This is a genomic window from Pseudopedobacter beijingensis, assembly GCF_042678145.1.
Lineage (GTDB): Bacteria > Bacteroidota > Bacteroidia > Sphingobacteriales > Sphingobacteriaceae > Pseudopedobacter > Pseudopedobacter beijingensis.
In genome coordinates this window covers 143069-166829 of sequence record NZ_JBHUDG010000012.1, presented here as the reverse complement: position 1 = coordinate 166829, position 23761 = coordinate 143069, and the positions used below count along the sequence as shown (strand labels likewise).

The 23761-nt window shown below is 37.5% G+C and carries 17 protein-coding genes; 7 read left to right on the top strand and 10 right to left on the bottom strand.

Going from position 1 to position 23761, the window contains the following annotated elements; translation table 11 throughout:
- Window positions 1–98 precede the first annotated feature (98 nt).
- From ACFSAH_RS08505 to ACFSAH_RS08460, 10 genes are all read right to left on the bottom strand, one after another.
- A complete protein-coding gene (locus ACFSAH_RS08505; protein WP_379662294.1) occupies window positions 99–1964 on the bottom strand; it encodes a T9SS type A sorting domain-containing protein in 1866 nt (621 codons plus the stop codon).
- A 28-nt stretch (window positions 1965–1992) separates the two neighbouring features.
- On the bottom strand, window positions 1993–2817 hold the full coding sequence (locus tag ACFSAH_RS08500) for a hypothetical protein (protein ID WP_379662293.1): 825 nt from the start codon (window positions 2815–2817) through the stop codon (window positions 1993–1995).
- A 99-nt stretch (window positions 2818–2916) separates the two neighbouring features.
- Entirely contained in the window at window positions 2917–4440 is a 1524-nt protein-coding gene (locus ACFSAH_RS08495; RefSeq protein ID WP_379662292.1) for a DUF5689 domain-containing protein, read from the bottom strand.
- Window positions 4441–4462: 22 nt separating this feature from the next.
- Window positions 4463–5911 (bottom strand): SusD/RagB family nutrient-binding outer membrane lipoprotein, encoded by a 1449-nt coding sequence (locus tag ACFSAH_RS08490; RefSeq protein ID WP_379662291.1) that lies wholly within the window; start codon window positions 5909–5911, stop codon window positions 4463–4465.
- A gap of 12 nt (window positions 5912–5923) precedes the next feature.
- A complete protein-coding gene (locus tag ACFSAH_RS08485; RefSeq protein WP_379662290.1) occupies window positions 5924–9298 on the bottom strand; it encodes a SusC/RagA family TonB-linked outer membrane protein in 3375 nt (1124 codons plus the stop codon).
- 299 nt (window positions 9299–9597) lie between these two features.
- Window positions 9598–10734: a FecR family protein gene (locus ACFSAH_RS08480; protein ID WP_379662289.1), complete on the bottom strand. Its 1137-nt coding sequence runs from the start codon at window positions 10732–10734 to the stop codon at window positions 9598–9600.
- A gap of 616 nt (window positions 10735–11350) precedes the next feature.
- Window positions 11351–11893 (bottom strand): RNA polymerase sigma factor, encoded by a 543-nt coding sequence (locus ACFSAH_RS08475; protein WP_379662288.1) that lies wholly within the window; start codon window positions 11891–11893, stop codon window positions 11351–11353.
- Between the two features lie 352 nt (window positions 11894–12245).
- Complete coding sequence (locus tag ACFSAH_RS08470) at window positions 12246–12980, bottom strand: MIP/aquaporin family protein (protein WP_379662287.1); 735 nt, start codon at window positions 12978–12980, stop codon at window positions 12246–12248.
- 4 nt (window positions 12981–12984) lie between these two features.
- The gene (gene glpK / locus ACFSAH_RS08465; RefSeq protein WP_379662286.1) at window positions 12985–14475 is read right to left on the bottom strand and encodes a glycerol kinase GlpK; all 1491 of its coding nucleotides are present in this window, start codon (window positions 14473–14475) and stop codon (window positions 12985–12987) included.
- 738 nt (window positions 14476–15213) lie between these two features.
- Entirely contained in the window at window positions 15214–18024 is a 2811-nt protein-coding gene (locus tag ACFSAH_RS08460; protein WP_379662285.1) for a TonB-dependent receptor plug domain-containing protein, read from the bottom strand.
- A gap of 351 nt (window positions 18025–18375) precedes the next feature.
- Between ACFSAH_RS08460 and rplM the strand changes: the two genes are divergently transcribed.
- The 7 genes from rplM to frr all read left to right on the top strand — a co-directional run bounded on the left by rplM (window position 18376) and on the right by frr (window position 23602).
- Window positions 18376–18819, top strand: a complete 444-nt coding sequence (gene rplM / locus ACFSAH_RS08455; RefSeq protein ID WP_379662284.1) for a 50S ribosomal protein L13 — start codon at window positions 18376–18378, stop codon at window positions 18817–18819.
- A 16-nt stretch (window positions 18820–18835) separates the two neighbouring features.
- The gene (gene rpsI, locus ACFSAH_RS08450; protein ID WP_379662283.1) at window positions 18836–19222 is read left to right on the top strand and encodes a 30S ribosomal protein S9; all 387 of its coding nucleotides are present in this window, start codon (window positions 18836–18838) and stop codon (window positions 19220–19222) included.
- A gap of 18 nt (window positions 19223–19240) precedes the next feature.
- Window positions 19241–20053 (top strand): 30S ribosomal protein S2, encoded by an 813-nt coding sequence (rpsB, locus tag ACFSAH_RS08445; RefSeq protein ID WP_379662282.1) that lies wholly within the window; start codon window positions 19241–19243, stop codon window positions 20051–20053.
- 109 nt (window positions 20054–20162) lie between these two features.
- Complete coding sequence (tsf, locus tag ACFSAH_RS08440) at window positions 20163–20999, top strand: translation elongation factor Ts (protein WP_379662281.1); 837 nt, start codon at window positions 20163–20165, stop codon at window positions 20997–20999.
- A 248-nt stretch (window positions 21000–21247) separates the two neighbouring features.
- Window positions 21248–22207 (top strand): DUF2279 domain-containing protein, encoded by a 960-nt coding sequence (locus tag ACFSAH_RS08435; protein WP_379662280.1) that lies wholly within the window; start codon window positions 21248–21250, stop codon window positions 22205–22207.
- 105 nt (window positions 22208–22312) lie between these two features.
- On the top strand, window positions 22313–23017 hold the full coding sequence (gene pyrH, locus ACFSAH_RS08430; RefSeq protein ID WP_379662279.1) for a UMP kinase: 705 nt from the start codon (window positions 22313–22315) through the stop codon (window positions 23015–23017).
- Between the two features lie 21 nt (window positions 23018–23038).
- Window positions 23039–23602, top strand: coding sequence for a ribosome recycling factor (gene frr / locus ACFSAH_RS08425; protein WP_379662278.1), 564 nt, complete (start codon window positions 23039–23041; stop codon window positions 23600–23602).
- Window positions 23603–23761: the final 159 nt, after the last annotated feature.

Below are 23761 nucleotides of genomic sequence, written 5' to 3'. Positions count from 1 at the left end.
CTGAAAAATCATTATTAATCACCTTAAACCATTGAGGCAGCATTATTTTAAACTTTTCAGACAGTCTGTTATATCCATTTAGCTTGCTGCTTATACATTTATTCTTTTACAAATTTTGCAGACAGATTACCGTTTTCCGAGAATAATCTGGCCACATAAATTCCCGATGATAACTGAGCTGGCAAATGAAAAGAATTATTTCCTTTTATAAGTTTAAATGAGTCTTTTGAAATTTCCTCGCCTTTCATATTGCTAATTACTACTTTTACATTTTCTGCTGTCTCCGTATACACAGACAACTTAACACCTACCTGATTTTCTGATGTATAAGCCAAAAATTTTCTGGTATCTAAAGAAAAATTAACTGCTTCAATTTTAGATAAAGACGATTTCCCGTTGAAATCTACCTGACGCAACTGATAATAATTGACTCCCAACAAGGGATAAAAATCTGTAAATTTATAATTGCTTACATTTTTTGTGGTTCCATTTCCTTTTTCAGTCGCCATTAACTCAAATACTTTTCCATCCGCAGAACGGGTAATGTCAAAATGTGAGTTTTCTGTTTCAGAGGCCGTACTCCAGTTTAGGTTTACTGTAGCACCTTGGGGTTTGGCAGTAAAAGAAATTAATGACACCGGAAGAGGAGTATCCGTTATCATCCCCCTCAGTTCTAATCCATTGTAAAATTCATTATTAGTCGCTTCATAAGGAGAGACTCCCCCCATAGCGGTAACCCCTCCAGCACTAGTTGCTCCCCAGAAATAAACACGGAATCTAACCTTAGAAGAAGATGGGATGTTTCTAAGTGCTGATATAGCAGATAACTCTACAGTAGGTAAAGCATAACCATGATCCGATGGCACCACACTTAAATCAGAACCAATAGCAATAAATTCGGCATCATCCACACTATACATCCAACGGTAATTTGGCGCACCTCCTCCAGTTCTTCTTACACGAGCATTTAAATTAAATAATGATATAAATTTATCAGTTTCATTAGAGCTTACCTCAAATTCATAATACTCTTCATTTGCTTGCGCAGTTAAGAAAGTAGCTGTAGAGGGAGTAGCCCAATTAGGAAAACTCCCGTTAATAGAGCTACCAAAACTTGTAGTAGGAATACTTATTCCTGTGCCTCTTATTAATTGGGATGTATTAAGGTTGGGATTTACACTAGTAGCATTAACAAAAGCTTCCTTACCATCTGTTGCTGCACCTGCTTTTGCCTTGTTAAAATTCCAAACTAATAAATTTGAAATGTTCGAATGGCTTACCACTCCTCTAATAGCAAGACTCGGAGTTAAATCTGTCGCTGTATTATAACGTCCTATAGCATTTGCCCCTCCTTCGGAAGTGTTTCCCCAAAGGTATATTCTAAAAATAACGTTATCCGCAGAGGTTAAGTTTTGAAGTTCGGAGACTGTATTTAATGTAACTGGTGCTTGTACCGCTCCATCAGTACTTACCGGAGAATATACAACATCTTCTGTTCCAATATCTGTAAATGTACTATTATTTAAACTGTATGCCCATCGATAATTTTTAGCTCCGCCTGCTGTACCACGAAGTTTTAAATCAATAGCCGACAATGAAACAGCATAACCCGGTTTCACCTTGAATGTTATTTGAAAATAATCGCCAAATTCATAAGCCTGCTGTCTAGTAGTTGCGGGAAGAGGGTCTGGTGCGGGTATAGGGAGAGGGAGGTACAAATCAGACCATGTTTTACTAACACTTGAATAAGATTTCGCATATCCAGCCGGACTAAAAACTAACCCAGGACCACGTGTCAATTCAGATTGTTCTACTCCAATATCTGTTAAAGTAGATATATAACCATTTACTTCTTTCCCCGTAGCGGACGGGGTACTGAATTGCCAGGCTACTAACGGACTTACCTGAGCTTCCACCAGCCCCATACTAAAGCATAGCGAAATAAAAAGTAGAATTTTTTTCATATTTTATCTTATTAAAAGTTGATTATGATTATTTTGATAAAAGAGTTACCCCTTTATTTTTTTCGATTTCATCCAATGTTGTATTATCAGACATTACAAAATAGTTGGCTGTTCTTTTTTTCTTCCAAACCTTATTTTTAGTATCATATTCTCCCCCTAATATTATAAAAGCTCCTTGTTCGGCAGGGTTTATATAAGAAATAACATATGTATTCTTACCTTGAAAGAAAAAAGGCTGAGTCCCTGAATTGGAACTATAATGATCATTATCTGCAACCCTGTATCCTTTTCCCAAAGACTGATTTAGAATGGTTGCCCTTCCTTTTCCTCCAAAGAAAACAACATCCATGGGTACCGAAGATTCTTCAACAGCTGTACCCACAAATAAAGCTACCCCACCTGCATTTCCGCTGTTTGGTAAAAGACCACCCGTAGCTTCGCCAAAACCATCTCCATTATTATTTTTATAATCAATGGTTCTTATCCATTTTGCATCTTTGATACTGGTAGATTTTGCTCCGTTAATTCTCTTATTACTTCCTCCCACATAAAAAAACTCACCTGCTTTCACATTTCCGGCATTTAAGTCAAATTTATAGGTCCTTCCTCCTCCGGTAGCCCACCCCGCAACAGGCGGTTCACCGGGATTAGGCATTGCGGTACCTGCATTGGTACAAGTAACCAAAGCATACGATGTTTTCGCAAAATCTATATCTTCCGTTGCTAACAGTTGTATATATTCATAATTTGCATCTGCCCCTTTTACATCGTTAGCTATACCACTTATAATTATTTGGGCATTAGCATAGCCTGCCATAATAATTATGGCTAAAAGCAATGAATTTCTTTTCATGATTTATTTTATTGTAAAAATTGGTTCGCTTTCTGTTTATATAATAAAAGCCCCCACATTTCTATTAAGTATAATAATCAGGGGGCTTTTATTTAATCTTTATTCCAGTTTAGTCATACCCGGATCAGACTCAAGATCAGTAATCGTAGAGTTATTACCTATTACTTTATTCGTAAGAACCCTCTTAGTAGTCCATTTTTCTGTAGAAGGATTGTAAACACCCCCTAACTTTGCAAAGTTACTAGTAGCAGGGAAAGCAAAAATAAATGTATTCGTTCCTTCTCTAAAAAAATTCTGATCTGCATTTGTTGTGGCATGTTTTAGCAAGTAGCTATCTGTGTTAGTTATTCTATAACCTAATTTAGGAGGTCCAGGACTAAATATCGACCCATTAGCCCCCCCATAAAATATCACATCCACCGGTTCAGAAGTATCGTTAACGGTTGTGCCTTTAAATATAGCTATCCCTCCCGGATTTCCAGAGTTAGCTAAAAGATTCGCTGTAGCTGTTCCAAAATCAGCACCATCCAAATCAGCATACATATAGCTAACAATCCAGTTTGCTGCACTAATATCTGCGGAGTTTGATCCCCAAATTTTCTTATAACCACCCACATAAAAGAAATGTCCTTTCGCTACGGTTCCAGAAGATAGGTTAAACTTATATGTTCTCAAATCTCCTGTTGCCCATCCATTTGTCGGAAAGCCTAATGGGGTAGCTGTTCCCGCATTATTAGTGGTCACTAATGAGAATGGCGTTACTTCAAAATCTATATCTTGTGTAGCCATTAACTGAATATACTCATAGTTTGCATCACTTCCTGTAGGGTCAGATAAGAAGCCTGTTATTATAATTGGAGACTTGCCCAAAGGTATATTAGGATCTACATCTACCCCGGTATTTGTAATTTCATCAAACGCTCTGGGCCATAATTTTGCCTGCGCCTGATCATCAATAAACACTATCCCTGAGGTTACTGCTCTTTTGGGTAAATTCTCGGAAGCAAAGTCTGCTCCCTGTTCTGTATGAAGATATAAAGTAGTAACTCCTCCATCATGAAATTCTTTATCCCCACTGAAAGGTTCTCCAAAAATCCTATTAAATGTACAACCATATATCTGTACCAGCGTACTTTCATACGCCCCCGGGGTTTTGTTAACCCCATCAACAGAAACTGTTTGAACAAGAGGTGTATTTCCAGAAGACACTTTTTCTACTTTATCTCTAGACAACCCTTTTATCACCAAAGTCCCATTCTGTTTACTCAATACTGCTCCATTAATATTGACAACGATAGAATCACCTGGTATAAAGCTTAAAGCATCATTCCCTAAATCCAGGTTAATCCCTCTGATTTTCGGACTTCTGGCACTTTGCATCACAACAAATCCAGAAGGAATATTTCCATGTTGATGATCCGAAACAACAAGACCAACAATTTTTTCAGCTCCCTCCAGTACTGTAGTATTTAATTGCACATCTTGTCCCTTATAAAGCTTACGTACATTATCTACATTGGTTATTGGGCTCAATATCCCATCTGCATCAGTTTTTTTCTCACACGCTGTCCATAACAACGTCATAAAAAACAGTGTGCAGTATATTATAATATTTTTCATCATTATTCTATTTTAAGTTTAGAGCTTATTTCTGCCACCATACTTTTGTACTGATTTCATCAGGCCCCTGCGCATCAATAGCAAGTTTGTAATTAGCACTGTTGGTAGATTGCAGGTATACTGGATAATTCAACCTCGCTGGCATTTCACCTCCATTACCCAAACCTAGACCTTTAGGCAAGTTGGGATATCCTGTCCTTCTATACTCAAACCAACTTTGCATATCAGTAAAATATAATGAATAGTATTTTTGAGTAAGAATCAACTCTATCTTTTGATTGGGTGTAAAGCCTTCATCCCAAGCAAGACTTCCTGTCTCTAGATAAGTTTGGGTTGGCGCCGCATATCCCCAAAGTGTTATACCGTTGATAATCCCGTTTTCATAATAGGTCTTAGCGGGATTTTTAGTTACCCATCCTCTAACGGCAGCTTCAGCCAGAATAAACTGTAGCTCTGAAAAATTAAGAATATTCCCCAATAATGGTTCCGAGGTTAAAGTTAAGGGCATAGCAGATCGTCCTTCTGGAGCCTGTCCAATAGGGTATCCACTAGGGATTCCCGCATATTCTCCCTGGCTTTTAGTTACCCATTTTTCTACCCTCGGATCTCCCCAATCATTCAAATTATCTACAAAAAAACTGGCTATCTTTGGGGTACTCCAGTCTGCTGGCCTCCATGTGGCAAAAGGAGAAACATAGGGTGCTACACCAGTCCACCTTAGAATTGCCGATTCGGCATTATTCGCAATTATCGGATAGTCTCCTGATTTTGTATCAACAATCTCTGTAATCTTTGCAGGTGTGTTCAGCTCCTGTTTATGGGATACTCTTAGCAATAGCCTTAAGTACAAGGAGTTTCCAAACTTACGCCATTTAGCAATAGATCCGCCATATATAGGGTCACTGGTAGCTTTTATCGTTCCTGTATTCACAGTCTTTAATAAAGAGTTAGCCTCTTCCAGTTTCATAAAAATATCCCTGTATATTTCTTCCTGTCTATCAAATTTAGGCTCAAATATTCCTTCGTTACCCTTTGCTGCTTCAAAATACGGAACATCGCCATAAGCATCCGTCAACATAGAAAAAACCCACGCTTGGCATATTAATGCAACTCCCATATAGCCTTTATCCAGCGTACCCTCTCCACCCTTATATACATCTCTAAAATTAGCTAACTGCAGAAACCAATTATTATATAAGTAGTCAGCCTCCGATCTTCTTACTTCATACCTGAACAGCTTGCTGTCACTATCTCCCATATTTACAGTAACCTGCATAAACTCGTTGGTAATTCTTTGGCTTCTGTTCATATTTGCACTTACCACAGCCTTAATTGCAGGTGCCAACAAAGCATCAGGAGTTACGGATTCGCTTGTATTAGGATTCTTATTAATGTCTTTAAACCCCTTGGTACATCCGTTTGACATAACCAAAAGAGTAAAAAGACCACAGAATGTTATAATATGTTTTTTCATTATGCTAATAGATTAAAATCCTACAATTAAGTTTAAACCAAAGGTACTTGTTGCGGGAAATTGCCCAATTTCAAACCCTTTGTTAATATCTCCATTGCCTAAGGTTCCAAATTCGGGATCAAAACCTGGCCAACTGGTTACCATAAACAAGTCTCTTCCATAAAAGGCTATGTTTGCCTTTTGTACACCCATTTTTTTAACAAGTTTGGCTGAGAACTGATAAGTTAATCTTGCTTCACGTAACTTAATAAAGTCTGTAGAATAGCTAGCTCCCTCCACATTATCTCCTCCATAATGCATTTTATAATAGGTTTCCACATCACCGGCAATTTGAGTATTAGGACTATAAGTACCATCCCCATTAGCAACAACCCCATTGCCAATAATTCCATTATACCTACCGGGCAGTGTAGTTTTCAGTTTTCCTTGTTCAGATAAATTTCTCGCTGTTAGAGAAAACGCCTTGGCTCCATACTGACCGTCTAACAGGAAGTTTAAAGCAAATTGTCTATACTTAAACTGATTATTTAACCCTGCTTTCCATTGAGGGTTTGTATTACCAATATAAATCAGATCGGTTGTTAATGTAGGATAACCATTTACATAAATAATCTGACCTCCTGGGGCACGGTTATAACCTAATCCATACAGGTCACCCATACTTCCTCCTACAGTTGCATTAATAGCCCCCCTACTACCAGGCCCAACTTGAAGAGTCATTTGTCTAGAGGTATCAACCAAAGACACTACACTATTTTTATTGGCAGCAAACGTGGCATTGATATTCCAGTTCAGACCTTTTTTACTCTTTAGAGGAGAGCCGTTCAATGCAAGCTCAATCCCTTTATTACGAACTAAACCAGCGTTTGCAACTGCCGTGCTTCCACCCGCAGCCCTATCAATGGTTCTGTATAATATCTGGTCCTTGGTATCACTTTTATACAAAGACAAATCTATTCCTAATCTATTTTTGAATAACCTTACATCTGTACCCACCTCGTAACTGATGGTTTTCAGTGGCTTTAAATCCTCATTTGGTAAACGCGTTGGATTAGACAGTCCCCCAATAAAATTACTTTCTGACATATAACTGTATGAAGTAGTATAAGGTGTTGTCAAACCACTTCCCACCTTTGCAATAGAAGCTCTAACCTTTGCAAAAGAAATAGATGCCGGCATTTGAAACATATCAGATATTACCGCACTCACATTCATAGAAGGATAGAAGAATGATACGTTCTTGGTAGAAGTAGGAGTTGCTAAAACACTATTCCAGTCATTTCTGGCAGTAACATCCACAAATAAATAGTCTTTATAAGCAAACGTTCCCAAACCATAGAAGCTGTTCATTATATAATTAGACCTATAAGGCAACGCCTCTAAAACACCTGCCTTATTAGCTAGTGTATATACTCCTGGGTACAACAGAGAATCCGCTCTTAGTTCATCCTTAATATAACTATTTTTCAGAGTACTTCCTCCTCCTGACACCGTAACTTTAATGTCTGAATTTATCTTTTTGTCATATTTTATGAGAAAATCACTACTCATTTCCTGAGAAAAAATCCCTTGTGTTCTATACATTCCTTTTCTAAACTTCTCAGTATCATAGGGTCTCTGTTGGCTTCTGCTTTCATAAGCAAAATCCAAAGAGGTTTTAACCATCAAACTAAGCTCAGAAGTAAAATTATAGGTTGCTTGTACATTCCCTGTAATTCCATTTCTATTAGATTTATTAAGCATCTGATTAGCTATCAAATAAGGGTTGTCAGGATAGCTACTAAATGGATAGCTTTGCTTAATATTCTCTTGCCCCGGCATCCAATAGTCTTTTAACCAATCAATATCTGCATTTGGAACCCAAGCTATATTCCAATACATAATAGACTGATTATTATATCCTGTAGAGGGTAAATTATCACTCCATTTATTAGTATAGTTGATCTTGGTTGAAATCTGCAATTTATCGGTTGCTTTTTGACTGGCTGACAATGCCAATGTGTTTCTCTTATAACCGGTATTAGGAATAATCCACGTATTGTCTACGTTTGTTAAAGAAAATCTTACTGAGGTTCTGGCTGTTCCACCATCTAATGTTACCGAATTAGTAAAGGTACGACCAGTATCAAAAAAACCTTTTCTATTATTAGGATATGCTACCCAGGGAGTCCTTTCTGTTGCCGTTGTATGCGTTACAGGGTCGTATTGAAAAAAATACTGCCCATCAAACTTTGGCCCCCAAGCAGAACTCGTCGCTTTTGTACTTGGTCCATCCGCAGTTAGCAAATAAGAATAATAGTCGTCGCCATTTAAACCTTGCCCATATTCATATTGATAATCTGGCCATCTGGATATGGTCTGCAAAGATGTATTTGAGTTAATGGTAACTCCAATGCCCTTCGCTCTTGGTTTTCCCGATTTTGTAGTAATAATAACTGCCCCATTAGCCCCTCGCTGTCCATATAATGCAGATGCCCCTGGCCCTTTTAAAACAGACACGCTCTCTATATCCTCAGGATTGATATCATTAAGTCCGGTACCGAAATCAACCGGCGAATCATCCGAAAGATAAGCCCCATGTCCAGTGCCTGTTGCCCTACCGCTTCCCTGATTGATAACAACGCCATCTACAACAATTAAGGCTTCATTATCTCCGGTAAGATTATTTTCTCCTCTTAATATAATCTTATTAGAACCAGAAGGCCCTCCTCCTGATCTCACTAGATTCAATCCTGCAACCTTGCCAGACAATGCATCTGTCCAGTTATTAGATAAAGCGTCTGTTAGCTGTTCTCCTGTCACCTGAGTTACCGCATAACCCAACGCTTTCTCCTCTCTCTTTATCCCCAACGCAGTTACCACAACCTCACTTAACACTTTATTATCAACTTTAAAAGTGATGGTTACATTGTTCTCATTATTGGTAAACACCCGTTTTTGAGATACAAACCCTATACTGGAAAAAGTAACTTCTACCCCTTTATTTACTTTGATATTGAACTGTCCGTTAGCATCAGTGACCCCTAAATGTCTATTACCTGACATTGTAATAGAGGCACCAATAACCGGCTGTTTATCATCTTCGCTAATAATTTTCCCTTTGACAGTAACCGAGTTATCCTGCTTAACTGTACTCAACTTCAAGACAACAGATTGGTCTTTAACAGAATAATCCACTCCCTGTCCGGCTAAGATATCGCCCAGAACCTCTTGTATATTCTTGTCCTTAACGTTGATGTCTATAGGTTTTGAATTTTCTATAACCTCATTGGTATAGATAAAATAATAACCCGTTTGTTTTCTGATTTCTTTTAATACTTCAACCAGATTTGCATTTTTCTTATTCAGCGTCACTTTTTGTGCATAAGATGCTGCACTTACTTGCATAACCGCTAACAATAAAACTATCGCAGTGTACCTCATAAGTCGATAGATTTTTTTGAACCGATGTTCTAATAGAATAGATAGAATATTTTTCCCTAAAAAAACTTTAAGGGCTTTTAAATGCATTTTTTCTTTCATACATTTATTTAGTTTAAAGGTTAATACCGCAAATTTCACTCATTGCTTGTCTTAGAGTACTGTTGTATAGACCAAACTTTCCATCCCGGCCGCAATCCGGGGTGGCTTTTGTATCTATAGCCTCTTTTTTATTGTATTTTTCAAGTCATATTTATCTGGTTAGTTTAATATTTATTATTCACTATAATTTTATTGTCTTTAAGCGTAAATTTCACGTTTGCAGCTTCTGCTACAGGCCCCAAAGATTTCTCAAGATTTTCTTTTACAGGGATAACACCTGAGAACAGCACTTTGTTGTGTGCACTGGCAAAAATTATCTCTTTATCATACCAGCGTCCAATTTGCTGTAGTACTTTATCCAGTGGCTCATCATTAAAAGTAAACAAGCCTACCTTCCAACCTATTGCCAATTCAGCATCCACTTCTTTGATGGTTATACCATTCTTCCCTTCTGTACAAATTGCCTCCTGCCCTGGTTTAAGTATTTTCTCTTGACCAGAATTAGATAGCTGCACAGATCCTTCCAATAAAGTTGTCTTTAAAGATGCTTCATCCTTATACGCCTTAATATTAAAATGTGTCCCTAATACTTTCACCGTTGTTGTTTTAACATCTACCTTGAACGGCTTCTTATCCTTAGCAACCTCAAAATATGCTTCTCCAGACAAGGAGACTATACGTTCTTCCCCATTAAAACGAGCAGGAAACTTCAATTCCGAATCGCCATTCATCCAAACCTGTGTTCCGTCGGAAAGCACCAGATGGTATTGTGTTCCCCTGTTAGTATTAACAATATTAAAAGCGACTTTCTCCTCCCCATTTTCTGAAGATGGTTTATAAAGAAGTGTCCCCTCCTGATTATGAATTTCCACATTGGCTTGATTTCCTATTGCTCCCTGCTGACTTTCATTCAGATTAAGAACAGAACCGTCTCCAAGAGTGAGTGTTACCCCTTTGTTTTCATCGGTATAATTTTCTTTTTTTTCTACTGTAGCATTTACGGGAGGGGTATAGGAGCTGGAATACTTCATATACAAAGCACCTGCCAATAAAAAACATAATAAGCTGGCTGCTATTGCATAGAATTTACTTCCTCCCCTTTTAGATTTGTTTTTCAAATAGTGGATTTTCTCCAGTAAAACCTCTTCTGTTTCCTGCTTTTGTAGCTCATTATCAAAAGAATTTATAGAGGCATTATCCTCCCCCAGAAGAATCTTCTCCAACTCTCTTTCTTCTTCTTCTGAAGATTTACCCTGCAACGACCGTTCTAAGAGGTATAATATTTTTGATTTATCTGCCACAACAACTCTTTTTATACCTAAGAGTATTTAGAAGTACCAATCCCCTACTCGTAAATGATTTTTTTCTTAAATATTTTTTTTGCTTGTTTAAATTGATTATTGTAAAACGCCTTATAAACCGGAGTGCAGGATAAGAAAAATATAAATAAGATAAGGTCCGGAACACATTGTTACACGTTCAACTTATATGATTTCATTATCCGTATTTATACACTAAGCTACTGCCTTATTCAATCACAACATCCATACATGTTTAACACTTCTCTAACACTTCTTAAGCACTTCTTAAGCTTATCTATCAAGCATCTCATTCCTTAGGTAGTTTTAGTTTTTAGAAAAACCAGACTATAAAGGCTTAATAAAGCAGAAAACACAACATTAATCAGCTCAGATTAACCTGATTTCAGAGGCTATTGGGCTTCAACACAAAACAACGCCTACAACTCTAACAATACACTAAGCTCAAAGAAAAAGGGCGTTATTTTACTCAAAGTAGCTTCAGAAGAGATAAGGATAAATAAGGTGATTTTTGGAAAAGTGTCCTGTCATGGATTTTTTAGCCTATTCAGCCCATAGGTCAAATGCTAGAAAAAACACCGCTTTTTTACCAAAGAAATCAAAAAAGAAAAGAACCTATGCTTACCTTCAAATGTTTAAGTGCTTTGGTTAGATGATTCTCTACTGTTTTCGTAGAAATATTCATTTTATGAGCTATTTCTTTATGAGAAAGATACTCGTTACGACTTAATTGGTATATTTCCTTACATTTTGGAGGTAAAGAATTTACCGCTGATGCGATATTATGAACCAGCTCTTTATGTTCTAGATTTTTTTCAACGGAAGCGGCAAATAATGATTCGGAAACTTCTGTAGTAATAGGAGATTTTGCTTGCTCTTTCTTAAGTTGCCTGTACACCTCGTATTTAACACTTGATAGAAGATATGTTTTCAAGGAAGTCCGTATCTCCAACTCTTCCCTCTTCTCCCAAATTTTCAAAAAGATTTCCTGAACGATATCCTCACAGACATCCTTATCCCTAAACACATTAAAGGCAACCGAATAGAGGAAACTCCAATACTTCTTAAAAAGAATGGTTAATCCCTTTTCTTCGCTATCTTTCAAAAGCGCAATAACTTGTTGATCTGAAAATTCACTCATAGCCACAAATCATTTAACATTTAACGCTGTAAAAACTCCGCTAACACATTGCAAAAATGGATAACCAAGATTAACAAATTATTAATAATGGATTAATTTGAAAATTCTTGATTCCTCCACCTTACCATGCCCTTCTCATCAAAACAAACCGCTCTTTTTCAACACATTAAAACAAATAGAAAGAGCAGGCACTTTATCTTACACTTACAGCGACCGAAACATTTCGAAATATTACAGGTTTACAATTTCTTTCGTTATAAATCTTTTTATTACTAAAATATGGACTTCTTCAGACAAATGCAAACATTTTTTCAAACCACTTAATCTACTGAAACACAAACTCTTTTATAGACTATCCAGAAATCAAAACATAAAAATAAGCTGCCATTAAACTCCCTATAACAGGCCCTAATATGGGGATCCATGAATATGCAGCTCTAAAATACTGCAGCTTAAAACCATTTATTATAAAATAAGCTATACGAGGACCTAAATCTCTTACGGGATTTATCGCATAACCGGTAGTCCCACCTAAAGAAAGCCCTATACCCCAGACTAAAAAGGCTACGGGTAAAGCGCCTAATGACCCCAGACCTACCGGAATAATATCCGGCGACTTAATCTCGGCACCGGTAAAATGAAAGATTACAAAAATAAGAACAAAGGTGCCAATGATTTCATTGAATAAATTTCTGCCTTTATTCTCTATAGCCGGTGCAGTATAAAAACACGCAGCCCGCGTAGCCTCATCTTCGGTTTTATCAAAATGGTCTTTATATAAAAACCAAACTAAAAAAGCTCCGGAAGTAGCTCCTAGCAACTGAGCCGCAAAAAAGCAAGGAAATAAATTCCAGTCAAACTTTCCTGCAATAGCCAAAGCCAGCGTTACGATAGGGTTTAAATGCGCTCCGCTATACGGTCCGGCAATAACCACCCCACAAAACACCGCCAAAGCCCAGCCCGTAGTAATCACAATCCAACCAGATCCATTTCCTTTAGTCCCCTGCAGAATAACATTTGCCACAACGCCATTCCCTAATAAGATCATGATTAAAGTTCCTAAATATTCTGCCAAAAACTGGTTCATAATATTATATTTCAGTCCAATAGGTTACCGCTTTCACCGCTCTTTTCCATTGATTGATATTCTCATTGACCACTTCAGAATGTTGCGAAGTAAATTTCTTATCTATTACCCATTGTTGCTGTATTTCATCAACATCTTCCCAAACACCCACAGCTAATCCGGCCAGATAAGCAACCCCTACAGCTGTTGTTTCGCTAATTTGTGGACGAACAACAACTGCACCCAAAACATCTGCCTGAAACTGCATCAGCAGATTATTCACCACGGCTCCTCCATCTACACGGAGCTCGCTGATTTTTATTCCTGAATCTGCCTCCATGGCATTTAGCACATCCATTACCTGGTAGGCAATACTTTCCAATGCTGCGCGGGCAATATGCGCAGATTCGCTTCCCCTGCTCAAACCAAAAATGGTCCCTTTAGCTTTAGCATTCCAATATGGGGCACCTAAACCTGTAAAAGCAGGAACTACATAAACACCTCCGTTATCTTCACTTGTTGAAGCCAATTCTTCAACCTCCGAAGATGATTTAATAATTTGCAAACCATCTCTCAGCCACTGCACTATGGCACCTGCCATAAACACACTACCTTCTAAGGCATAATTAACTTTCCCGTTGATTTGCCAGGCAATAGTAGTTAATAATTTATTCGAGGACAGAACCGGTTTTTCGCCAACATTCATCAACATAAAACAACCCGTTCCGTAAGTGTTTTTCACCATTCCGGACTGGGTACACAGCTGCCCAAAAAGTGCCGCTTGCTGATCGCCCGCAATTCCTGCGATGGGCAAAGATTGCTCAAAAACCCCTTCTGCAGTATAGCCATATACCTCACTTGATGATTTTACTTGTGGAAGCACTTGTCTGGGTATCTCAAAAAGGTCCAGCAACTCTGTGTCCCAGTCCAGATGATTAATATTATATAGCATAGTTCTGGAAGCATTGGTAACATCAGTAACATGCACATCGCCTTTAGTGAGCTTCCAGATTAGCCAGGTATCCATAGTACCAAACAATAACTCTCCGTTTTCCGCTCTTTTTCTGGCCCCTTCCACATTATCCAATATCCACTTCAGCTTAGTTGCCGAAAAATAAGCATCTATCAAAAGTCCTGTTTTCTGGTTAATGAAATCCTTCTTCCCTTTCTCCACCAGTTCTTCGCAAAAACCAGCTGTTCTCCTATCCTGCCATACAATAGCATGATATATCGGCTCCCCAGTCGCTTTATCCCACACCAACGTAGTTTCTCGCTGATTAGTTATACCTATTGCTTTGATAGCAGAAAAAGAAACTTTCGACTTATTTATTGCCTCTACAGCCATGGCATATTGCGTTTCCCAAATTTCTTGAGCATCATGTTCTACCCAACCCGATTGTGGATAAATTTGCCTAAACTCTTTTTGAGCGACAGCTATTTGCTGCCCTTTATCATCAAAAATAATAGCTCGGGAACTTGAAGTTCCCTGATCCAGGGATAAAACATACTTACTCATTGACCGGAAATCTAGTTATAATGTTAGTTGTTATATTATTTGAAACACAAATCAAGACCTAATCTACAAAAAAGAAAACAAAAAAGAATAATTAGAAATAAAAAAGAATAGATTTCACAATTTAAGAATAAAAGCACAACCTTTGTTATGTAAAGAACAATAAGCGTAATATTTTCTACCCAAAACCAGAATGATTATGGAGCTTTAACTTTATAACAGATAAACGAATATACTTAGAGCCTGTTTAAAATTCATTCAAGAATTTATATAGCGATGAGATTGTTTGGTCTACCTTTCCGAAAAACAGAAACAAGCTCTCTCAAAAATAAAAACAGGAACGTCACTGCGAGGCTGAATATATTGTAATATAAATCAATATAAAATGACTTTTGAATTGTATTTCGGTAATCAAGCTAAAGCAGGGTCAACCATTCTGCTTAAATTCCGCATCAGCACAATTCGGTTGGCAGAGGTTAAGCCTAAGTAGAATCTTTCAAAGAATTGTACGTAGCGGAGAGTTTTTGGTTCCTTTTTGAGGGAACATGCGAAGCATTCATGAATACCTTTTTAAAAACAAATAAAAACCATAAATAAAAGGAACTTGACCTAGCCGGTCAAGAGGCCGGAGAGGTAAGAGCGAAAATTCTTGATTGTGAGCTTTTTGTAAATAACGTCAATGGTAGACACAAAGCAGCCTCTAACCTAGAAACACCAAATAACTCATTATTAAACAGATACTTATATCCCTATCGAGAAATTCAAGCCGAAGGTTCTTGTTGACGGATACTGATTTGACTCATAACCTAAAACCACTTTCCGATTCCCTGAATTATCCATAATAGTAGTTGACACTTCAGGGTCATACCCTGGCCAATCTGTCAGCACAAAAAGGTTTCTGGCATAAACCCCCACTCTCATATTCTTAACAAATGAATTTCCCGTTCTAAACTTATTAAAGGTATAATCTAGCCTGGCTTCCCTTAACTTTATATAATCAGTACTAAATACATTTGCTTCGGTATTCTGTATAGAGTAATAGCCGTTATAATATAAATGTGCAGGCACCGGGGTTGTATTCTGCTTATATGCACCACTTGCTTCCACAACACCGTCTCCAATCACGCCCTCTTCCCTACCTTTCAGGGTTTTACTTAATTTACCTTCTGTTGCCAAAACAGCATGGGTAAGCGAGAAAGCATGCCCTCCCCAGCTACCATCAAAAAGAATATTAAAATTTACATTCTTTATTTTTACCCCGGCACCCAATCCTGCCTGATAAGGCGCATAACTATTACCTAATCCTTTATTGTTGGTGTCATCCACTATAGGGAGACCCGAAACAGTAGAATTTGTAGAATAATCATAATGCAGAACTTCACCAGCAGGCCCTCTCTCAAAGCCATGTCCATAAATCTGATTTATCTGCTCTCCATCACGAGAAGAAATCCCCCCATAACCTCTTTCGAACAAATGACTTAAAAATTCTGTAGGCCTGTTTTGATCGCTTGCTCCATACCAACGCGTACTTGTGTAGGAAAATATACCATATAGATCCAAATTTACATCTGTGCTTTCCAGGGACTTAAAATTGAAATACCCTTCATATCCACGGTTTTTTGAATCCCCAAATTCTATTAAAAGGGGAGTATTTGGATGAAAAAGGCCTATATAGTGAGTCATCTGCCTTTCTTTCTTGGAGTAGCATGAAAAACCAAAGTCTAACTTCTTAAAAAGACCGATATCCAGACTAATTTCGTTGGTCTTGCTTTTTTTGTTCATATAAGTTGCGAAGAAAAACTCACTGTTCATATACTCCGCATGGTTCAACCTTAAATTCAGTTGATTGATTTGGGAAAGATTAATCAAGTCTGCAAAACGTAAAGCCCCACCAACTACAAACGTCGACAAGTACGAGGGATCTAAACTATAAGTATATCTATCTTTTCTGTACGAAATATTCACATCGCCCCAGCTACCGTACCCCACAGAGCCATACGTATAGTAAGCATGCTGCTTATTTTCTGCTATAGAAGCATAAAAAGACGTGAGTCCCCCAAATTGAGTAGTTTGTTTTTCTATAGAATACCTATGCTTAGAAGTATTTACCCCAAAAGCTCCTGTATAATGAATTTTGCCGATGTTGCTCTTATAAACCAAAGAAGCATCTCCGCCCTGTTGTTTATTTTTCAGTTTTAAAAAACTATCAGAAGGATAAGCTCCTATTGCTGCCGAAACTCTCGATGCTTCTTCTTCTGACCCTAAATCGTCCAGATTTGCCCTTACCATAAAAAAAAGACCTTTAACAATATCATATTGTGCCTTTATATCGCCTCGCCATCTCTTACGATCCAATCCTGTATAATTTTCGTCATTAAAAAAATATGGACTTACGAAAGTGATAGAGAATGGGTAAAAAAGCTGTTCCCCTTCTTTTCCGCGTTCCCAATAATCTTTAAACCAGTTCAGATCCATACTCGAAGACAAACGATGCAAATTAGACATCAGGCTATTTGTACCACTATTTACAGATAAATGATCGGATTTGGTTAAAGAGTAGCTTATCTGAGAACTTATAGTCAATTTTTTTATAGGATTAACAGCTAAAGAGATTCCTAAATTATTTTTGGAATAACCATCATCAGGAACTATCCACTTATTATTTACATTGGTATAAGAAATCCTTGTCTTTATTATACCCTCAGCCACCTCTAATGCTACATTATTTGTAAAGGTCATACCGGTATTAAAAAAATCTTTGATATTATCTTTATAAGGTACCCAGGGCGTACGGATACTTCCAGTACCTCTTGTCACAGGATCGTACTGATAAAAATTCTGACCAGCAAATTTCGCTCCCCAGTCCTGCCGCGTACCGCCTGTTCTTCTACCATCTTCAGAATCTGTAAATGAATAATAATTTTCTCCGGAAGCTCCCTGCCCATATTCATATTGCCGGTCTATCCAATGGTTCACATTTTCCATTGTACTATTTGAATTAAACCGGACAGAAAATTTTTCCGTTACTTTATCCGCCCTTTTAGTATGTATCAGTACTGCTCCATTTCTACCCTCTGCTCCAAAAACAGCCACCGCCGCATAATCTTTTAAAATCTCGATACGATCAATATCATCTGCGGCAATATCAGAAAGGATATTACCATAAGTCCCTTGCAGCCAATTTTCACGTATCGGCACACCATCCACAACAATTAATGCTTCTTCAATTCCTGTCAGAGACTGCCCCGCCCTTAATAAAACACTCACTTTGGATAAGGTCCCCATATCGGTTCCCACAAGCTTAAGGCCTGCCACCCTGCCCATTAAAGACTCGCTCCAGTTCTTAGACAATGCATTATTTAATTCTTCTCCCTTTACAACATTATCAAGCGTAATATTATTTCTAATGTTTTCGGGAGCAAACTTCCAGAAGTTACTGACTTCTAAGGAGTCTTTTTCTGTTTTAGAAAAAGCAAACAACGCCATGGATGGATTAACAATAATTACACATATTGCCACTAAACAGCTAAATACAGGTTTATAAAAAGGCATAATATTTTTAAAGCTAATAATATTTTGCTAAACTATAAATATTTTTCCATCCCCAATCGCCCTTTCTTCATATTCTAAACACAATTGCCTGTTTTTTCCTACAGTTGCTGTATTTTGCCACATATTCTCAGATCTCTTCGGGAACGCTTCGGGACTTGTTCGAGAAACACCCCTGTTTTCCCGAAGAAATCCCGAAACAGGACAGAACAATCTTAAGCTATAAGCCGCATAAAATTTTAACCTCTAAAAATATTAGGCTCAACTATTTGAATATTAAAAGTTTTGTAATACCTTTGCACTCCCTTATTTTAGGGAAAGATAATTTTTATTAAATAATTAAATATCAAGCAAGTGAATACGTTAAGTTACAAAACTGTCTCTGCCAACAAAAAGACCGTTAACAAACAATGGGTTGTTGTTGACGCTCAGGGCGAGATTTTGGGGCGCTTGTCTTCTAACATTGCGAAAGTGATTAGAGGTAAACACAAGCCGGGATATACCCCACACGTAGACTGCGGCGATAACGTAATTGTTATTAATGCAGACAAGGTTAAATTAACTGGTAACAAACTAGGCGACAAAGTTTATGTTCGTTACACAGGTTATCCGGGAGGTCAACGTTTTATTTCTCCAAAAGAATTATTACAAAAACATCCTACAAGAATTATTGAGAAAGCTGTTAGAGGTATGTTACCAAAAACCCGTTTAGGCAGAGCTTTATTCAAAAACTTGTATGTTTATGCAGGAAATGAGCATCCACACGCGGCGCAAACCCCTGTAGAAGTTAAATTTTAATTAAAGGAGAAAACAAATGTCAGTTACAAACACTTCTGGAAGAAGAAAAACTGCGGTTGCCCGTATCTATTTAACTGAGGGGGACGGCAAAATTACCGTTAACGGTAAAGATTATACAGAATATTTCCCAACGCTTCCTTTACAATATATCGTAAACCAGGCATTCATCGTTACTGAGGTAACTGGTCAATATGATGTAAAAGTAAATGTTGCCGGTGGCGGTATAAAAGGTCAGGCTGAGGCAGTTCGTTTAGCGATTGCTAAAGCTATTGTTGAATTAGATCCGATCAGGAAACCTGCATTAAGAGCTAAAGGCTTAATGACACGTGATAACCGTATGGTTGAGCGTAAGAAACCAGGTAGAGCAAAAGCTCGTAAGAAATTCCAGTTCAGTAAACGTTAATTTAAGGAGGACACAACAATGGCAAGAACAACTTATCAGGACTTATTGGATGCAGGTGTACACTTTGGTCACCTTACCAGAAAGTGGAATCCTAAAATGGCGCAATACATTTTCATGGAGCGCAACGGGATCCATATCATTGACTTAAACAAAACTTTAGTTAAAGTTGAAGAGGCTGCTGCTGCAATTAAGCAAATCGTAAAATCTGGTCGTAAAGTTTTATTTGTTGCTACAAAAAAACAAGCGAAAGATATCGTTGCTGAGCAAGCAAAATCTGTAAACATGCCTTTCGTAACAGAAAGATGGTTAGGCGGTATGTTAACTAACTTTACTACAGTTAGAAAGTCTATCAAAAAAATGACTAACATAGACAAAATGACCAAAGATGGTACTTTTGATGTGTTGTCTAAAAAAGAGAAATTAATGATTCAGCGTGAGCGTATTAAATTAGAAAACCTTCTAGGTGGTATTTCTGATTTGAACCGTCTTCCTGCTGCATTATTCTTAATAGATGTAAAGAAAGAGCACATTGCAGTAAGCGAAGCGTTGAAATTAAACATCCCTACGTTTGCAATGGTTGATACAAACTCTGATCCTTCTAACATTGATTTCCCTATTCCGGCAAACGACGATGCTACAAAATCAATTTCTTTGGTTACAGGTATCATTGTTAAAGCTATTGAAGAAGGTTTAGAAGAGCGTAAACAAGAGAAAGATGCTGAGGCAGAAAAAGAAGCAGCGGCAGCTAAAGCTAAAGTAGACGCTCCTGAAGCTAAAGAAGAATCTGCAAAAAAGTCTAAAAAAGTTGCAGAAGAAGCTCAAGGCGAATAATTAAATTTTAAATAAACAGGGGTTGTTGGTTTTTAGTTGTTGGTTTATGCTACAACTGACAACTAGCAACCCCTTACTTTTATAAAGAGAAACTTTAAAATAGAACAAAATGTCTGTACAAATTTCAGCATCTGATGTAAATAAATTGCGCCAACAAACTGGTGCTGGTATGATGGATTGTAAAAAAGCTTTAGTTGAAGCTAACGGCGACTTCGAAGCTGCAATCGATTATTTACGTAAAAAAGGAGCTAAAGTTGCTGCCAGCCGTCAAGATAGAGAATCTAACGAAGGTGTTGTTATTGCTAAAACAACTGCTGACGGAAAAAGAGGTGTAGTAGTTGAAGTTAACTGTGAAACTGACTTCGTTGCTAAAAACGCTGACTTCATCGCTTTTGCTACTTCTATCGCTGACAAAGCAATTGAAAGCAACCCTGCTAGCCTTGAGGACTTATTAGCTTTGGAATTGAATGGAGCTAAAATTTCGGATCTGATTATTGACCAAACTGGTAAAATCGGAGAAAAAATTGGTGTTTCTAAATACGAAACTATCCAGGCTGAACAAGTTGTTCCTTACATCCACGGTAACTACCGTTTAGGTGTATTGGTAGGCTTAAGTGCAGTTGTTAACGGTGGTGAAGATGCAGGTAAAGACGTTGCTATGCAAATTGCAGCAATGAACCCTGTTGCTTTAGACAAAGATGGTGTAGACTCTAAAACTATCGAAAGAGAATTAGAGATTGCAAAAGAGCAAATCAGAGCAGAAGGTAAACCAGAAGAAATGGTTGAAAAAATTGCTGCTGGTAAATTAAACAAATTCTATAAAGAGAATACTTTATTGAACCAGGAGTTCGTTAAAGACTCTTCTAAAGATATCAAAGCTTTCTTAAACGGTGTTTCTAACGGTTTAACTGTTACTTCATTCAAAAGAGTTGCTTTAGGAGCTTAAGTATTATCTTCAACAAGAAAAAGCCCCATTTGTTAATAACAAATGGGGCTTTTTCTATTTCATTCTCTAAGATTTAAAGATCAATAAAAGATTAACTTATTTAATAGTAAACCGTTGCAACTTTGGTTAATAATTAATTAATTTCGCCACGTAAAAACTCGTCCTATCCTTAGTACATATAAAGATTTTGCAACAGTTTAAAAAGCAGAAATGAATTATTTGCTATGAAAAAGGGTGATAAATTGAATATGCTAAAAAATCTTGCATTTGCTATATCGCTTCTATGCTCTTACTCCTGTTTTGCTCAGAAGCTTCTATATTCCGAGACAGAAACAACTTTTCCAAAAAAAGACACGATAGACTCAAATAAAAATAAAATTATTGCAATTTCAGCCGTACATGCACTGGCTATATCTAGTTCTTATTTCATCATGAATGAAGCTTGGTACAAAGGGTATGCAAAAACATCATTCCATTTAAAAAATGACAATGATAACTGGCAACAAATGGATAAAGCGGGACATACCTGGACAACTTACCAATACAGCCGACTTTCTACAGAAGTTTGGAGATACGCTGGTCTAAAAAGAATACCAAGTGCAATTGCAGGAACTATTAGTGGTATTTCTATGCAAACCATGATGGAAATACTAGACGGTCATTCTGCCCAATGGGGATTTAGTTGGGGAGATATGGCTGCAAACGGTATAGGAGCATTGACTTTTTCCCTACAGGAGATCTTCTTAAACCAACAGATTGTAAGTATAAAAATGGGTTATACCCAAGAAAAGTACCCAACACAACATCTAAAAGATAGGGCTAAGGAAATCTATGGCGAATCATTTGGACAACGTATATTAAAGGACTACAATTCTCAAACCTATTGGGCCAGTGTAAATATCCAAAGTATAATTAAGAAGAATAGTTTTCCCTCATGGCTAAACCTCGCTTTCGGATATGGTACCTCAGGAATGTACGGTGCTGTACATAATTCTTGGGCAGAAATGTACAATCATCCAATACCAGACGGAGCCTTAAATAGAACAAGAAGCTTCTATATATCCCCGGACATTTCTTTATCAAGAATACACACCAATAAAAAATGGCTAAAAAGCATATTATTCGTAGCTGATATGATTAAAATCCCTGCACCAACACTGGAGTACAACAACCGCCATAAGTGGATTTTCAGGCCCTTATTTATGTAAATTAAGAATATACTATCTGCAAACAATCCCAATATCCGGAACAAAGACAACTTTTAAGGTCGACAAAACAATAATTTTCCTATTTTTGCCAAAATCACCCTTTTGATGAAGTACAAAAGAATTCTACTAAAACTAAGTGGCGAGTCGCTAATGGGATCGCAACAATATGGTATAGACAATGCCCGCGTATTACAATACGCAGAAGAGATAAAAGCCGTTAAAGAAAAAGGTGTTGAAGTTGCTGTCGTTATAGGCGGAGGCAATATCTTTAGAGGCTTAAGTGCTGAAAAATCCGGAATGGACCGCGCTCAGGCAGACTACATGGGTATGCTTGCTACCGTAATCAATTCAATGGCTTTACAAAATGCATTGGAAACAATTGGAGTATACACCAGACTTCAATCTGCGATTAAAATGGAGCAAATATGCGAACCTTATGTCAGAAGAAGAGCCATCAGACACCTTGAAAAAGGCCGTGTGGTTATTTTTGGTGCCGGAACAGGAAACCCATATTTTACTACTGATTCTGCTGCTGCATTAAGAGCTATAGAGATTAAAGCAGATGTGGTATTGAAAGGAACCCGGGTAGATGGTATTTATACTGCTGACCCTGAAAAAGACCCTTCTGCTACAAAGTTTGATACTTTAAGTTTCCAGGAAGTTTATGCAAAAGACTTAAGTGTAATGGATATGACGGCTTTTACCCTTTGTGACGAAAACAATCTTCCTATCATTGTATTTGATATGGACAAAGGCGGAAACTTAATGAAACTGATTGATGGCGAAAATATTGGTACATTAGTAAAATAACAAAGCTTAAATACTAAAAAAATGAACGAATTCATTAAACTAGAACTGGAAGAAGCTAAAGACACCATGAATAAATCGGTTTCGCACACAGACAGCGAGCTGATGAAAATAAGAGCTGGAAAAGCTTCTCCATCTATGTTAGATGGCGTTGTTGTAGAATATTATGGTGCGCCAACACCGCTTTCTCAAGTTGCTAACATTAATACCCCTGATGCCAGAACTATTGTAGTTCAGCCATGGGAAAAATCGATGATTGGCCCAATTGAAAAAGGTATACTAAACTCAAATTGTGGACTTAACCCACAAAATGATGGTTCTGTTGTCAGATTAAATGTTCCCCCACTTACCGAAGAACGAAGAAAAAACCTGGTAAAACAAGCTAAAGAGGAAGCTGAAAATGGAAAAATCAGTATCAGGAATATCAGAAAGAACACCAATGAAAGCATTAAGAAATTAAAAAGCGAAGGTGTTTCTGAAGATGAGATAAAAACAGGTGAAGCTGAGGTTCAGAAAATAACAGATGCTTTTATAGCTAAAATCGATCAGCTGATAGAAGCTAAAGAAAAAGATATTATGACGGTATAAACCGTATAAATACAAAAAGGGGCTATATCACAAAAGGACCTTGTCATCCCGAACGCTGTAGAGGGATCTCTTTCAGAAGTACTTAGGAAAGAGATTTCTCTTCACTCTACTCATCCAAATGACAATGTTTTTATTATTGATATAGCCCCTTTTTTATAT